General features: G+C 70.6%; 12 protein-coding genes. 11 read left to right on the top strand and 1 reads right to left on the bottom strand.

Annotated features, from left to right (window positions below; translation table 11 throughout):
* Positions 1-13 precede the first annotated feature (13 nt).
* The 11 genes from eccA to eccE are packed head-to-tail and all read left to right on the top strand — an operon-like array spanning position 14 to position 14,571.
* Positions 14-1,879 carry a type VII secretion AAA-ATPase EccA gene (eccA, locus tag ACPCHZ_RS02260; RefSeq protein ID WP_423483245.1) on the top strand — a complete coding sequence of 622 codons (1,866 nt, stop codon included), beginning with the start codon at positions 14-16 and terminating at the stop codon, positions 1,877-1,879.
* Complete coding sequence (gene eccB, locus ACPCHZ_RS02255) at positions 1,876-3,420, top strand: type VII secretion protein EccB (protein WP_423483244.1); 1,545 nt, start codon at positions 1,876-1,878, stop codon at positions 3,418-3,420. The genes eccA and eccB overlap by 4 nt, the downstream gene beginning before the upstream one ends.
* Positions 3,417-7,388 (top strand): type VII secretion protein EccCa, encoded by a 3,972-nt coding sequence (gene eccCa, locus ACPCHZ_RS02250; RefSeq protein ID WP_423483243.1) that lies wholly within the window; start codon positions 3,417-3,419, stop codon positions 7,386-7,388. The genes eccB and eccCa overlap by 4 nt, the downstream gene beginning before the upstream one ends.
* Positions 7,388-7,699: a PE family protein gene (locus ACPCHZ_RS02245; protein WP_423483242.1), complete on the top strand. Its 312-nt coding sequence runs from the start codon at positions 7,388-7,390 to the stop codon at positions 7,697-7,699. Before eccCa ends, ACPCHZ_RS02245 begins: the two co-directional genes overlap by 1 nt.
* A gap of 1 nt (position 7,700) precedes the next feature.
* Positions 7,701-9,245: a PPE family protein gene (locus ACPCHZ_RS02240; RefSeq protein ID WP_423483241.1), complete on the top strand. Its 1,545-nt coding sequence runs from the start codon at positions 7,701-7,703 to the stop codon at positions 9,243-9,245.
* Positions 9,246-9,301: 56 nt separating this feature from the next.
* Complete coding sequence (locus tag ACPCHZ_RS02235; protein ID WP_264011213.1) at positions 9,302-9,595, top strand: type VII secretion protein EsxS; 294 nt, start codon at positions 9,302-9,304, stop codon at positions 9,593-9,595.
* A gap of 33 nt (positions 9,596-9,628) precedes the next feature.
* Complete coding sequence (locus ACPCHZ_RS02230) at positions 9,629-9,916, top strand: WXG100 family type VII secretion target (RefSeq protein ID WP_364977255.1); 288 nt, start codon at positions 9,629-9,631, stop codon at positions 9,914-9,916.
* A gap of 24 nt (positions 9,917-9,940) precedes the next feature.
* Entirely contained in the window at positions 9,941-10,828 is an 888-nt protein-coding gene (locus ACPCHZ_RS02225) for an ESX secretion-associated protein EspG (protein ID WP_423483240.1), read from the top strand.
* Complete coding sequence (eccD, locus tag ACPCHZ_RS02220) at positions 10,810-12,225, top strand: type VII secretion integral membrane protein EccD (protein WP_423483239.1); 1,416 nt, start codon at positions 10,810-10,812, stop codon at positions 12,223-12,225. Before ACPCHZ_RS02225 ends, eccD begins: the two co-directional genes overlap by 19 nt.
* A gap of 10 nt (positions 12,226-12,235) precedes the next feature.
* Positions 12,236-13,609, top strand: a complete 1,374-nt coding sequence (mycP, locus tag ACPCHZ_RS02215; RefSeq protein WP_423483238.1) for a type VII secretion-associated serine protease mycosin — start codon at positions 12,236-12,238, stop codon at positions 13,607-13,609.
* Entirely contained in the window at positions 13,606-14,571 is a 966-nt protein-coding gene (eccE, locus tag ACPCHZ_RS02210; protein ID WP_423483237.1) for a type VII secretion protein EccE, read from the top strand. Before mycP ends, eccE begins: the two co-directional genes overlap by 4 nt.
* Here the strand turns inward: eccE and ACPCHZ_RS02205 are convergent.
* Complete coding sequence (locus ACPCHZ_RS02205) at positions 14,556-15,755, bottom strand: alpha/beta hydrolase family protein (RefSeq protein ID WP_423483236.1); 1,200 nt, start codon at positions 15,753-15,755, stop codon at positions 14,556-14,558. The two genes, eccE and ACPCHZ_RS02205, sit on opposite strands and share 16 nt — an antisense overlap.
* Between the last annotated feature and the right edge of the window lie 25 nt (positions 15,756-15,780).

The following is a 15,780-nucleotide window of genomic DNA, read 5'->3' as shown; positions in this document are numbered from 1 at the left end:
CCCGTGCACAGACATGGGTAATGACACGCTTGCCGCTCTCTCGCACGGAGCGCCCCGAATCGACCGCGACGTGGTCAGTCGGTTCGCCACCTGCTGCCGGGCGCTCGGCCTCTCCGTCAATGATCGCCAACGTCCCGCGGATCTGACCGGCGCGCGGTCGGGCTTCGCCGCGCTCGCCCACGTCGCCCACGATCACTGCGACGCCTGGACGGGCCTCGCCGCCGCGGGTGACGTCTCGGGGCATGTCATCGAATCCATCTGGCGCACCAGGCGCTCGGCCGGTCTGCTGCAGCGCGAGATCGACCTCGCGCCGGGCGCGCTGGCCTTCACCTACGACACCGGGCTGTATCTGCAGTTCCGGGCGTCTGACCCCGATGGCTTCCAATTAGCTTGGGCGGCAACGCTGGCCGACAACGAGGCCTACGCCGACGCCGACGAGCTGGTGGGCGAACTGCTCGACCGGCGACCGGGCTGGGTGCAGGCCCGGTGGGTGCGGGTGGCGATCAACTATCGGGCCGAGCGCTGGTCCGACGTGGTGCGGCTGCTGACACCGGTGGTCAACGACACCACTCAGGACGAGACCTTCTCGCACGCCGCGCGCATCGCGCTGGGCATCTCGCTGGCCCGGATCGGCATGTTCGCCCCGGCGCTGTCCTACCTAGAGCAGCCTGCGGGCCCCGTCGCGGTGGCCGCCGTGGACGGCGCGCTGGCCAAGGCGCTGGTGCTGCGCGCCGAGGGGGAGGACGAGGACGCCGCCGACGTGCTGCAGGAGCTCTATGCGGCGAACCCGGAGAACGCGCAGGTCGAAACGGCGTTGACGGACAGGACGTTCGGGATCCCCACCACCACCGCCGCCCGGATCGAGGCGCGCAGCAACCCGTGGGATCCGGCCACCGAGCCCGGCGAGGCCGACTTCATCGACCCGGGTGCCCAGGACCGCAAGTCGCACCTGCTCGTGGAGGCCGAGGCCGAACTCGCGGAGTTCATCGGCCTCGAGGAGGTCAAGTACCAGGTCGCCCGGCTGAAGAGCTCGGTGGCGATGTCGCTGCGCCGCCAGGAGCGCGGGCTCACCGTCGCCCAGCGCACCAACCACCTGGTGTTCGCCGGCCCACCCGGAACCGGTAAGACGACCATCGCCCGGGTGGTCGCCAAGATCTACTGCGGGCTCGGCCTGCTGCGCAAGGAGACCGTCCGCGAGGTGCACCGCGCCGACCTGATCGGTCAGCACATCGGCGAGACCGAGGCCAAGACCAACGCGATCATCGACAGCGCGCTCGACGGCGTGCTGTTCCTCGACGAGGCCTACGCGCTGGTGTCGACGGGCGCCAAGAACGATTTCGGACTCGTCGCGATCGACACGCTGCTGGCCCGGATGGAGAACGACCGTGACCGGCTCGTGGTGATCGTCGCGGGCTATCGCAAGGACCTCGACAACTTCCTCGACACCAATGAGGGCCTGCGATCACGCTTCACCCGCAGCATCGACTTCCCGTCCTACTCGGGCGCCGAGCTCGTCGAGATCGCCATGCGGATGGCCGAGAAGCGCGACAGCGTGTTCGAGAAAGCGGCGCACGACCACATGGAGGACCTGTTCGAGAAGCTCGCCCGGTCCACCACGCCCGATGGCAACGGCGTGGACCGGCGCAGCCTCGACATCGCCGGTAACGGCCGTTTCGTGCGCAACCTGGTCGAGCGTTCGGAAGAGGAGCGGGAGTACCGCCTCGACCACATGCCGCGGACTGCCGGCACCGCCGGCGCTGCCGACGACTTCACCGACGAGGAACTGATGACCATCACCGCCGAGGACGTCCGCAACTCCGCCGTGCCGCTGCTCAAGGGGCTGGGCCTGACCGTGCCGGAACTGTCGGTGCAGGCATGACATCTCCTGAGGACCGGCGCTCCTTCACGTCTCGAACCCCCGCCAACGAGAACCCCGACCGCGTCGAGTACCGTCGCGGCTTCGTCACCCGCCACCAGGTGTCAGGCTGGCGATTCGTCATGCGCCGCATCGCTTCCGGCGTCGCTCTGCACGACACCCGCATGCTGGTCGACCCGCTGCGCACCCAGAGCCGCGCCGTGATCACCGGGGCGCTGATCGTGGTCACCGGGCTGATCGGCTGCTTCCTGTTCTCCTTCATCCGGCCGTCGGGGTCCGCGGGCACGGACTCGATCCTCGCCGACCGCTCGACCGCCGCTCTCTACGTCAAGGTCGGGGACCAGCTGCACCCGGTGCTCAACCTGACGTCGGCCCGCCTCATCGCCGGCCGCGCGGACAACCCCACCACCGTCAAGACCAGTGAGATCGACCAGTTCCCCCGCGGCAACCTGATCGGCATCCCCGGCGCACCGGAACGCATGGTGCAGAGCACCGCCGCGGACGCGGACTGGACTGTCTGCGAAGCAGTCTCGGGACCCGACACCGGCGTCACCGTGATCGCCGGTGCCACCGGCGCAGGCGGTGAGCGCGCCGCGACGCTGGCCGCGGACCAAGCCGTCCTGGTGCAGAACACCGAAGGCACCAACGCGGGCACCTGGCTGCTGTGGGACGGTAGGCGCAGCCCGATCGACCTGGCCAACCGCGCGGTGACCGACGCGCTCGGCTTCGGTGGCGACATCCCGTCGCCGCGCCCCATCGCCGCCGGCCTGTTCAACGCCATCCCGGAGGCTCCGGCGCTGGCCGCACCGCCGATCGCGGGTGCCGGTGCGCCACCGCAGTTCCCGCTGTCCACCCAGGCTCCTGTCGGCGCCGTCGTCGCGGCGTTCGAGGCGGACAACTCCATCCGCTACTACGCCGTGCTGACCGACGGCCTGCAGCCGGTGTCACCGGTGCTGGCAGGAATCCTGCGCAACACCAATTCCTACGGCCTGGCCCAAGCGCCGAGGCTGGGCGCCGACGAGGTGGCCCGTATGCCGGTCGCGCGCGGCATCGACACCGCCGCGTACCCCGATTCGACGGTCGACCTGGTCGACACCTCGGCCGATCCGGTCACCTGCGCACGGTGGACGAAACCGTCGGGCGCCACCGAGAGTTCGCTCGCCCTGCTGTCCGGCGCCACCCTGCCGCTGCCCGAGAACCAGCGCACGCTCACCCTGGTCGGTGCGGGCAGTGGCACGACGGCGAACCGGGTGGCGATCACCCCCGGCAGCGGCTACTTCGTGCAGACCGTCGGCCAGGCCCCGGGCTCGCCGACCGCGGGTTCGCTGTTCTGGGTCAGTGACACCGGCGTCCGCTACGGCATCGACACCGGCGCCGAGGACGATGCCGTCGCCGCACTGGGCCTGACCTCCCCGCCGCTGCCCGTCCCGTGGTCCGTGCTGGCGCAGTTCGCCGCGGGCCCGACCCTGTCGCGCAGTGACGCTCTGCTCGCGCACGACACCCTGCTGCCCGACCCGAGCCCCGTGCGACTGGAGAACCGATGAGCCGCTTGATCTTCGAGGCCCACCGGCGGCTTCCGCAGCCGACCACCCGCAAGGGCACCATCACCATCGAACCGCCCCCCGAACTACCGCGGCTGGTGCCGCCGTCGCTGCTGCGCCGGGTGCTGCCGTACCTGATCGTGATCCTGATCGTCGGCATGATCGTCGCGCTCGTCGCGACCGGCATGCGGCTGATCTCGCCGCAGATCCTGTTCTTCCCGTTCGTGCTGCTGCTGGCCGCCACCGCGCTCTACCGCGGCTCGGACAACAAGATGCGCACCGAGGAGGTCGACGCCGAGCGCGCCGACTACCTGCGCTACCTGTCGGTGGTCCGTGACAACGTCCGCGCGCACGCCGCCGAACAGCGTGCGGCACTGGAGTGGTCGCATCCCGATCCCGAGGTGCTGGCGACCATCCCCGGCACCCGCAGGCAGTGGGAGCGCGATCCGCGGGACAACGACTTCCTGGTGCTGCGGGCGGGCCTGCACGACACCCCGCTCAACGCGACGCTGAGGGTGAAGGACACCGCCGACGAGATCGACCTGGAACCGGTGTCGCACAGCACCCTTCGTGGGCTGCTCGACGTGCAACGTACGGTCCGAGACGCCCCGGCCGGCATCGACATCGCCAAGCTGGCCCGCATCACGGTCTTCGGTGAGGCCGACGACGTGCGTGCCGCGGTGCGCGCCTGGCTGGCGCAGGCGGTCACCTGGCACGACCCGGCCGTGCTCGGGGTCGCCCTCGCGTCGCCCGACGTGGACGGCGACGACTGGTCCTGGCTGAAATGGCTCCCGCACGTCGACGTCCCGGGTGAGACCGACGGCGTCGGCCCGGCGCGCTACCTGACCACCACCGCAGGTGAACTGCGCCAGCTGCTCGCCCTCGCGCTTGCAGGCCGGGACGCCTTCCCGGGCAACACCGACGGTGCGGTCAAGCACCTCCTGATCGTGGTCGACGACCCGGAGGCCGACCTCGACGCGATCGTGCGGCGGTCCGGATTGGCCGGCGTCACCGTCATCCAGCGGACCACCACGCCGCCGAACCGCGAGCAGTACCCCGACCCCGAGCGGCCGATCCTCAAGGTCGCCGACGGCCGGATCGAACGGTGGCAGAGCGGCGGCTGGCAGCCCTACGTCGACGTCGCCGACGGCATCGGCGCCGACGACTGCCGCCACATCGCGCGGCGGCTGTCCCGCTGGGACTCCAACCCCAACCACGCGCGGTCGACGACCACCGGTGGTTCCACGTTCACCACCCTGCTCGGCATTCCGGACGCGTCCGCACTCGACGTGGCAGCGCTGTGGGCACCGCGCAACCGCGACGACGAACTGCGGGTGCCGATCGGCGTCACCGCCACCGGCGAGCCGCTGTACTTCGACCTCAAGGACGAGGCCGAGGGCGGCATGGGCCCGCACGGCCTGATGATCGGTATGACCGGTTCGGGCAAGTCGCAGACCCTGATGTCGATCCTGTTGTCGCTGTTGACGACACACTCGGCCGATCGGCTCATCGTCATCTACGCCGACTTCAAGGGCGAGGCGGGCGCCGACATCTTCCGCGATTTCCCGCAGGTCGTCGCCGTCATCTCGAACATGGCCGAGAAGAAGTCGCTGGCCGACCGGTTCGCCGACACCCTGCGCGGGGAGGTGGCCCGTCGCGAGCAGCTGCTTAAGGAGTCGGGCCGGCGCGTGCAGGGCAGCGCGTTCAACTCCGTCACCGAATACGAGGCGGCCATCGCAGCGGGACATGACCTGCCGCCGATGCCGACCCTGTTCGTGGTCGCCGACGAGTTCACGCTGATGCTCGCCGACCATCCCGAGTACGCCGACCTGTTCGACTACGTCGCCCGCAAGGGCCGGTCGTTCCGGATCCACATCCTGTTCGCGTCGCAGACGCTCGATGTGGGCCGCATCAAGGACATCGACAAGAACACGTCGTACCGCATCGGCCTGAAAGTGGCCAGCCCCAGCGTCTCCCGGCAGATCATCGGAGTGGAGGACGCCTACCACATCGAGTCGGGTCGCGAGCACAAGGGCGAGGGTTTCCTGGTGCCCGCCCCCGGCGCGGTGCCGGTCAAGTTCCGCAGCACCTACGTCGACGGCATCTACGAGCCGCCGCGGGTGGAGAAGGCCATCGTGGTGCGGGCGCTGCCGCAACCCCAGGAGTTCACCGCGACGCGGGTGGAGCCCGAGCCCGACACCATCATCCCGTCCGCGGACGCCGACATCGAGGTGCTGCCGCCGCGCAAGCTGATCGCCACCATCGGCGAGCAGCTGGCGCAGTACGGCCCCAAGGCGCCGCCGCTGTGGCTGCCGCCGCTGGAGGACTCCATCCCGCTGCTCGATCTGCTCCAGCGTTCGGGCGTGAACGCTCGGCAGTGGCGCTGGCCGCTGGGCGAGATCGATCGTCCCTTCGAGATGCGGCGTGACGCACTGGTGTTCGACGCCAACTCGGCCGCAGGCAACATGGTGATCCACGGTGGGCCCAAGTCGGGCAAGTCGACGGCGCTGCAGACGTTCATGCTGTCCGCCGCCGCGCTGCACTCACCTCGCGACGTGACCTTCTACTGCCTCGACTACGGCGGCGGCCAGTTGCGCCCGATGGCCGAACTGGCCCACGTCGGCAGCGTCGCCACTCCACTGGAGCCCGAACGCATCCGGCGCACCTTCGGCGAACTGGAACAGCTGCTGCGGGCCCGTCAGGAGCGCGGCGCGGTCTCCCGGTCCGAGGACATCGCAGACGGCTACGGCGAAGTGTTCCTGGTGATCGACAACTTGTACGCGTTCAGCCGCGACAACACCGACACGTTCAACACCCGCAACCCGTTGCTCGCGAAGGTCACCGAACTGGTCAACAGCGGGCTGGCCTACGGCATCCACGTGGTGATCACCACGCCGAACTGGCTCGAGGTGCCGTTGAACATGCGCGACGGTCTCGGCCTGCGACTGGAACTCAAGCTGCACGACGCCCGCGACAGCAATGTGCGGATCGTCGGCGGGCTGCGCAGGCCCGCCGAGAGCGTGCCCGCCGATCAGCCCGGCCGTGGTCTGACGATGGCGGCCGAGCACTTCCTGATCGCCGCGCCGCAACTGGATGTGATCCGGGCGATCAACAACCGGCACCCCGACGTCACGGCACCGCGGGTGCGGCTGCTGCCGACCGATCTGCGGCCGGAAGTGCTTGCCCCGCTGTACACGCCGCCGGAACGGGTGGTCATCGGCCAGCGGGAACAGGACCTGGCACCGGTCGCGCTGGACTTCGAGCGCAACCCGCTGCTGATGGTCTTCGGTGACGCCAGGGCGGGTAAGACCACCCTGCTCCGGCACCTGATCCGGACCGTGCGGGAGAACTCGCGGCAGGACGACGTGGCGTTCACCGTGATCGACCGGCGGCTGCACCTCGTCGACGAGCCGCTGTTCCCGGACAACGAGTACACGCCGAACATCGACCGGATCACTCCGGCGATGCTCGGGCTGGCCGCGCTGATCGAGAAGCGGCGCCCGCCTGCAGGTCTCACGCCACAACAGCTGAGCAGCTGGGGATATGAGGGCGAAACCCACTACCTGATCATCGACGACGTCGACCAGATCCCGGACAGCCCGGCGGTCAGCGGCCCCTATGTGGGTCAGCGGCCGTGGACGCCGCTGCTCGGTCTGCTCGGCCAGGCCGGTGACCTCGGGCTGCGGGTGATCGTCACGGCGCGGGCGACGGGTTCGGCGCACGCGATCATGACGGCGCCGTTGCTGCGCAGGCTCAACGACCTGCAGGCGACGACGCTGTTGCTGTCCGGTAATCCGCAGGACAGCGGAAAGATTCGCGGCCACAGGTTCAGCCGCCTACCTGCCGGTCGCGGCATGCTGCTGGACGACGGTGACCTCCCGACATTCGTGCAGCTCGTCAACCCACTCGTCGGCGAGGCCGCCACCCAGGGCGGCCGAGGGACGGACAGCAACGGAAAGGAATACAGCTGATGACGCTTCGTGTCGTACCCGAGGGCCTGACCGCGGCCAGCGCCGCAGTGGAGAGTCTGACCGCGCGGTTGGCGGCGGCGCACGCCGCGGCCGCACCCGCGGTGACGGCGGTGCTGCCGCCAGGAGCAGACGTGGTCTCGCTGCAGACGGCGGTGGGCTTCAGCGCGCACGGCAGCCAGCACGCCGCAACCGCTGCGCTCGGCGTCGAGGAACTCGGCCGTTCGGGTATGGGCGTGGGCGAGTCGGGCGTCAGCTACGCCACCGGTGACGCGATGGCGGCGTCGTCGTACCTGATCGCACGCGGCGGCTGAGATGACCGCCCCCATCTTCATGGCCCTGCCACCCGAGGTGCATTCGACGCTGCTGAGCAGTGGTCCGGGCCCCGGATCGCTGCTGGCCGCCGCGGGGGCATGGCAGTCGTTGAGCGCCGAGTACGCCTCAGCCGCAGCGGAGTTGACGGCGCTGCTGGGCACGGTGCAGGCGGGCTCGTGGCAGGGGCCCAGCGCCGAGCAGTACGTGGCGTCGCACCAGCCCTACCTGGCGTGGCTGGCCCAGCAGAGCGCGAACAGTTCGGTGACCGCGGCGCAGCACACGACGGCCGCCGCGGCGTACACGACGGCGTTGGCGATGACGCCGACGATGCCGGAGCTCGTCACCAACCATGTGGTGCACGGGGTGTTGGTGGCCACGAACTTCCTCGGCCTGAACACCATCCCGATCGCGGTCAACGAGGCCGACTACGTGCGGATGTGGATCCAGGCGGCGACCGCGATGAGCACCTATCAGGCGATCGCAGGCGCGGCGATGGCCGGCACGCCTGCCTCACTGCCGTCGCCGTTCATCCTCACCCCCGGCGTCGGCGAGGCTGGTGCCGCGATGGCCGGCCTGCAGCAGACCGGCGCCCAGGCGCAGGCGACCGAATCCGGTTCGGCGCTGAACAATTCGGACTGGCTCTCGGACCTGCTGAACCTCTTCCCCGGTGGTCAGGACATCGCCGACTTCCTGCGGGATCCGATCGGCAACACGATCCAGCTGATCACCGACTTCCTGACCAACCCGGCTGCGGCGCTGCAGACCTGGGGACCCTTCCTGTTCGCCGTCGCCTATCAGGCCATCTCGTGGATCGGGGCCTCGCTGACCTACCCCCAGCTGCTGATCCAGCCGCTGCTGGCGCTGACCCTGGGAATCATCGGCGGCGTGCTGCAGTACCTCAAGCAGCTGCCGGTGCCGCCACCCGACGTGCCGGCCGAGGCCCCCGCCGCGCCCGCCCCTCAGGTGCCGGCCCGCGCCGACCAGCCCGCCTCCTTCACCGCGGCAGGCCTTCCGCCGGGCAGCGTGTCCGCGACCGCAGGTGGTGGTGCAGGCACCGGCGGGACCGCCGCGCCGTCCGCGCCCGCACCGGCCCCCGCGGCGGCGCCGATCGCGCCGTACGCCGTGGCCGGGTCCGACCCGGAGGAGGGGTTCTCCCCGACCTTCCGGGAAGGCTCGAGTGCCAAGGCGCCGGCGTCGGGCATCCCTGCCGCGGCCGCCGCTGCGGCGCTGACGGCCGCGGAGCGACGGAAACGGCGTCGCAAGAAAGCCGCCGAGGTCAAGGGACGCGGATACGCCGATGCCTACATGGACTACGAGGACGAGCCCGACGGCGACTCGCCGTCGGCCGACGAGCCGCGGGTGAGCGCGTCGACCCGCGGTGGCGGACCGATGGGGTTCAGCGGTACCGCGGGCCGTCCGGATGCCGCGGCCGCGGGGCTGACGACGGTGTCCACCGACGCGTTCGACGGGGGCCCGGTGGTGCCGATGCTGCCCACGTCTTGGGAGTCCGAGCAGTACGGCCCGGAGGGGGGATCGCGCAACTGAGCAATGCGCTGGGGGACAGTCTGTTTCGAACGAACAACGGTGAAGGGAAGCAATAGATGAGCATGTTGGACGCGCACATTCCGCAGTTGGTGGCCTCCGAGGCCGCATTCGGCGCCAAGACCGCGTTGATGCGGTCGACCATGGCGCAGGCCGAGCAGGCGGCGACGTCGGCGCAGGCGTTTCACATGGGTGAGTCGTCGGCGGCGTTCCAGGCCGCGCACATGCGGTTCATCGAGGTGTCGGCGAAGGTGAACGCACTGCTGGACATCGCACAGGTGAACCTCGGCGATGCGGCAGGCACCTACGTGGCCGAGGACGCCGCGGCCGCGTCGACCTACACCGCGATCTGACCGGAATTCCGAAGGCGAACGAGAGGGTTTGTGATGTCACAGATCATGTACAACTACCCGGCGATGATCGCTCACGCCGGCGAGATGTCGACCTATGCCGGTGCGATGCACGCGGTGGGCGCGGACATCGCCAGTGAGCAGGCGGCGCTGGCCGGCGCGTGGCAGGGCGACACGGGTATGACCTACCAGGCGTGGCAGGCGCAGTGGAACATGGCACTCGAGGAGTTGGTGCGCGCCTACCGGGCGATGGCGTCGACCCACGAGATGAACACCACGTCGATGAACGCCCGCGACATGGCCGAAGGCGCCAAGTGGGGCTGAGCCCCTCGAGCGGCGTCAGGCTCAGTGAGTCCTAACGCCGTCGAACTGACCGTCGAGCAGGCGTGGTTCGTCGCCGACACCCTCGGTGCGGGGTCCTTTCCGTGGGTGTTGGCGATCACGCCGCCGTACAGCGACCTGTCTCAACGGTCTGAGTTCGAAGCCGAACGCACCGCCGAGTTGACCGCGCTCGGGGTGATGAACGCCGACGGGATGATCAATCCCGCGGTGGCACAGTGGGTCCGGGTGACGACGCGCGCCGAGCAGTGGCTCGATCTGCGCTTCGTCTCCGGGCCGGGCGATCTGCTGCGCGGCGTGATCGCGCGCCGTGAGGGCCGCACCGTGGTGGTCCTGCGCAATGCCCACCTCGTGACGTTCACGGAGATGGCGATCGACCACCCGCACGCGCTGGTACCGGTGCTGGCCGTCGGACTGTCTGGGCGCAGACCCGCTCACTTCGACGAATTCGCCCTGCCCGCGGCGCTGGGTGCCCGCTCCGATCAGCAGATCCGCGACGGTGTGCCGCTGGCGGAGGTGCTCGACTTCCTCGGGATCCCGGGGTCCGCGCGGCCGGTCGTCGAGGCCGCGTTCTCCGGCACCAGGACCTATGTGGAGATCGTCGCGGGCGAACACCGTGACGGCCACCGCGTCACCACCGGCGTCGGCGTGAGCATCGTCGACACCGTCGCAGGCCGGGTGCTGGTCAGCCCGACCAAGGCGTTCGACGGGGAATGGGTCTCGACCTTCGCTCCCGGCACCCCGTTCGCGATCGCCGCCGCGGTCGAACGACTGACCGGCTCGCTGCCCAGCGGAGCCTGGTTCCCCGACCTCAACCTCACCCGCGACTTCGACGCGGAGACAACCGAAGACACAACGAGAGATCCGAGAAACGAGCAATGTCCGACAACACTGTGATGCCGATCGTGCGCGTGGCCGTCCTCGCGGCCGGCGACGACGGCGGCCGGCTGACCGAGGTCGCGCTGCCGGCCGACCTGCCGCTGCGCGAGATCCTGCCCGCGGTCCAGCGCCTGGTGCTGCCGGCGGGCGGGTCAGACGATCCCGACACCGAGGTGCCCGACCCGGTGCGGCTGAGCCTGGCGCCCATCGGAGGGGCGCCGTTCAGCCTGGACGCCACGCTGGACACCGTCGGCGTCGTCGACGGTGATCTCCTTGCGCTGCAGCCCGTTCCGTTGGGTACGCCGGCACCGCGGATCGTCGAGGACATCGCCGACGCGGCGGTGATCTTCTCGGCGGCACGCGCCAAGCCGTGGGGCATCGAGCAGATCCAGCGCGGTGCGACGCTGGCGGTGCTGGGTCTGGTGCTCGTCGCCACGGCGCTGTCCGTCACCCACCGGGTGGTGACCGGCGAACTGGTCGGCCTCTTCACCGTCTGCGGGCTGGCTCTGGCCACCGCGCTGGCCGCGCTGCTCGCCCGCCCGGGTGCCGCCCGGTTGGGCACCGCGCTGTCGGTGGTGGCACTGGCGCCGGTGGCGGCCGCGTTCACGCTGTCCGTACCCGGCGAGTTCGGGGCGCCGCAGATCCTGCTCGGCGCGGCGGGCGTGGCGGCCTGGTCGGTCATCAGCCTCACCACCGGGGCCCGCGCCATCGGCTTGTTCACCGCGACGGCGACCGTGGGGGTCGGCGTCCTGCTGGCTGCGGGCGCGGCCACCGTCTGGCAGCTGAACCCGACGAAGATCGGCTGTCTGCTGATCGTCATCGGCCTGCTGGTCACCGTGCAGGCGGCGCAGCTCTCCGCGACGCTGGCCCGGTTCCCGCTTCCCAACATCCCGGCGCCGGGTGACCCGACGCCGTCCGCCCAGCCGCTGCGGGTGCTTCAGGACCTGCCGCGCCGGGTGCGGATCAGCCAGTCCCACCAGGTCGGCTTCATCGCGGCCGGTGTGCTGCTGGCGGTCACCGGCTCGCTGTTCCTGGTCGCGCCGTCGGACGCCTCGCCGTGGGCGTGGTACGTCGTCGCGGCAGCCGCCGCGGGGGCCGCTCTGCGTGCCCGCGTGTGGGATTCGGCGCCGTGCAAGGCCTGGCTGCTCGGTCACTCCTACCTGGTGACCACCGCGCTGCTGGTGACGTTCGCGGTGACCGACCGCTACCAGGCGGCGTGGTGGACGCTGCTCGCGCTGACCATCCTCGTCCTGGTATGGGTGGTCGTCGCGCTCAACCCGAAGGTGGCGTCGCCGGAGAGCTATTCGCTGCCGATGCGGCGTCTGGTGGGCTTCGCCGCGGCCGGCGTCGACGCCTCGCTGATACCGGTGATGGCCTACCTGATCGGGCTGTTCACCTGGGTCCTCGAACGATGACGCCGCGGTGATGCACAAGGTATTGGCTTCGCTGACCGCGACGTGCACGGTGCTGCTGATCAGCAGTCCGCCGGCCGCCGCCATCAGCCCGCCCGAGGTCGATCCGCTGCTGCCGCCGCCGTCCGGCAGCGCCGGACCCGCGCAGCCGATGGAACAGCGCACCGAATGCGTGGCGAGCGGCGTGATCGGCGGAAGCGACCCCGGCGCGGTCAGCCCGAACACCGTCGCACTCGACCTGGCCGGCGCATGGGAGCACAGCAGGGGTGACGGGCAGACCGTCGCGGTCATCGACACCGGTGTGCAATCTGGCCCGAGGCTGCCCGACGTGCAGCCGGGTGGCGACTTCGTGGAGTCGACCGACGGCCTGACCGACTGCGACGGGCACGGCACCCTGGTGGCCGGCCTGATCGCGGGCAAGCCCGGCGCCGACGGCTTCTCCGGGGTGGCGCCGAACGCCCGGATCCTGTCCATCAGGCAGAACTCCGCGGCGTTCTCCCCGCGGAACCCGGGGGAGGACCAGGCCACCGCGCGAGCGGCCGGCGACGTGACCAGCCTGGCCAGGGCGGTGGTGCGGGCAGCCGATCTCGGGGCCCGCGTCATCAACATCTCGGTGGTGACCTGTCTTCCGGCGAACAGGTCGGTGGACCAGGCCGAACTGGGCGCCGCGCTGCGGTATGCCGCCGTCGACAAGGACGCGGTGGTCGTGGCGGCCGCGGGCAATCAGCGCGGCGGTCTGACCACGGGGACGGCATGCGAGTCGAATCCGGTCGCCGACGCGGGCAATCCTGCCGACACGCGGAACTGGGCCGGCGTCACCTCGGTCTCGATCCCGTCGTGGTGGCAGCCATACGTGCTGTCGGTCGGATCCCTGACCCCCGGCGGGCAACCGTCGGACTTCACCATGGCCGGGCCGTGGGTCGGCATCGCGGCGCCCGGCGAGAACATCACGTCGGTGAGCAATGCGCCCGGCGGCGGACTGGCCAACGGCCTGCCCAACGAGCGGCAGGAGTACAACCCGATCAAGGGCACCAGCTACGCGGCGGCCTACGTGTCGGGTGTCGCGGCGCTGGTCCGCAGCAGGTATCCGCAGCTGTCGGCCGAGCAGGTGGTCCGCAGGCTGACCACCACCGCCCACGGTGGCCCGCGGACGCCGTCGAGCGTGGTCGGTGCGGGCAGCGTCGACCCGGTGGCGGCGCTCACCTGGGATGTACCCGAAACCGCCACGGCGGCAGCCGTTTCCAGCAAGCCGGTGGCTGCGCCACCGGAACCACCCGCGAAGGACGACACCCCGAGGATCGTGGCGTTCGCCGGTGCGGGCGCGCTCGCACTGATCGTGGCGGCCGTCGCGGTGTTCGGCTCGGACCGACGAAAGGATTTCGCATGACGGTTCGGATCACGCTGGCGGCGCTCGTCGTCGCCGCGGCCGCGCTGGCCTACCCGTGGCAGACCACCCTCGACTGGTGGGTGCTCGGCGTCGCCGCCGCGGTACTGGTCGTCGTCTTCGCCTGGTGGCGTGGGCTCTTCGCCACGACGATGGTCAGCCGGCGGCTCGCGGTGTGGCGCCGCAATCACGGCAAGCGGCACGCCAAGCGGTCCGGCCGGCATGCGGCCCATGCGACCGTGGTGCTGCGGCTCGATCCCTCGGAGCAGCGCGCAGTGCCGTTGCCGATCGTCGCGGGCTACGTCGAGCGCTACGGGATCCGTGCCCACAAGGTGAGGGTCGTCAGCCACGACGCCGGCGGCACCCGCACCACGTGGGTGAGCCTGACGCTGGGAGCGGCGGACAACCTGGCGGCGCTGCGAGCCCGGTCGACGCGCATCCCGCTGCTGGAGACGGCCCAGATCGCCGGCCGCAGGCTGACCGACCACCTCCGCGAGGCCGGCTGGAACGTGACGCTGGAAGAGCGGGCAGACACCCCCGTCCCGCCCGCCGCCAAGGAGACCTGGCGCGGCCTGCGCGACGAGTCCGGCTTCGTCGCGGCATACCGGATCGCGGTGAAGGACAACCTCTCCGACACACTCGCCGCCGTTCCCGCGCTGTCGTCGGACACCTGGACCGCGTTGGAGATCACCGGCACCGCCACGCGTCCGAGCATCACCGTCGGGTGCGCGGTCCGCACCGTGGAGCGGCCGGGCGCCCGTGCACCCGTCGCCGGCCTCACCCCGCAGCGCGGACGGCACCGCCCGGCGCTCGAGGCGCTCGCCCCGGCGTCCGACGAGCGGCTGGAGGGCGACCCGACGGCGCTACCGGACGGCCTGCTCGGCCGGCTGTGGTGGCCGACGGAGCAGTCGCGCCGCGATGAACCCGTCGCGCAGGAAGCCGTTGCCGCTCAGGCCAGCATGTAACCGCTCATGAAGCGGGTCATCCGGCGCAGGTAGTCCGGCTGGCTGACGTGCAGCAGGTGGTTGCCGGGGAACCAGTGGAACGCGCACCGATCCCAGTGCTCCCAGAGCATCTCGGCCTGCTCCGGCGGGGCGAGCCGGTCGCCGAGGCCGGTGATGATGAGCCGGCGTTCCCTCGGCACCAGCGGGGTGTAGTTCAGCGGCGAGGAGTACCTGGCGGCGGCCTCGGCGATCTGCGGGTCGGTCTGTGCGACAGCGCGATTCAGCGCGACCAGCTTGCTGGCGGGGAACCACTCGTCGACCGTGCGATCCGGCGTCACGACGGGAACGTTGGGGATCACCACCTGGATCCGCTCGTCGACGGACGCGAGCAGCGCCGAGGTGTAGCCGCCGAGTGAGATGCCGGTCAGCGCGACGCGGTCGACGCCGGTGAACTCGAGATAGTCCAGCAGCGAACGGAAGTCGTGGACGGCCTGCGCCATCGCCTCGGCGAATCCGGGGGCGCCGCCCGCGAAGTAGCCGTAACCGCTGAACGGCGACCACTTCTCGGCTCGCCTGCCGTGGAACGGCAGGGTGTAGAGGAGCACGTCGTAGCCGGACCGGTAGAACCACGGCAGCGACAGGAACAGGCCGTTGGCGAGGTACGCCGAGCCGAGGAACCCGTGGATCACGCACAGCGTCGGGTGCGGGCCGTCGTCGTGGCGCCAGTGCTGTGCGTGCACCACGTTGTTGCGCTGGAAGCCGCTGCACCGCTCCCGCATCGCCGGGTTCACCGCCTCGAAGCTGCTCGTGAACCTGATGTTGTGCACCCGCCCGTGTGCGATCCACTCGGCGACGGGATTGGCCGGTCGCGACGAGATCCGCGGCGGCTCCTTCGGCGCCGAAAAGGACACCGCGGGGTCGCGGGCCGCCGCCAGTTCGCCGTAGAACCGCAGGTTCTCCTGCTCGATGCCGGCCTGTTCTGGGCGGAACAACGAACCGATCACCGACGGCAGCATCGCCGCACCGAGCATCGACGCCAACCCGGTCCGCAGCGCGATGTCGGCGACGGCGGACGAGTCGACGATCAGCCGCTGGCGGACGGTGAGGTCTTCGCGACGGGGCAACCCGCGCGCGCCTGCCTCACCACCGGGCACATCGGGGACGGGGATGGGAGGATCGACCGGGTCGGTGCTGGACGGCTCCACGGCTTCCGATGGTAGCGAAGTGGGA

The organism is Mycobacterium sp. NPDC050041 (assembly GCF_049541695.1).
GTDB lineage: Bacteria > Actinomycetota > Actinomycetes > Mycobacteriales > Mycobacteriaceae > Mycobacterium.
This window is presented reverse-complemented; position numbering and strand designations above follow the sequence as displayed.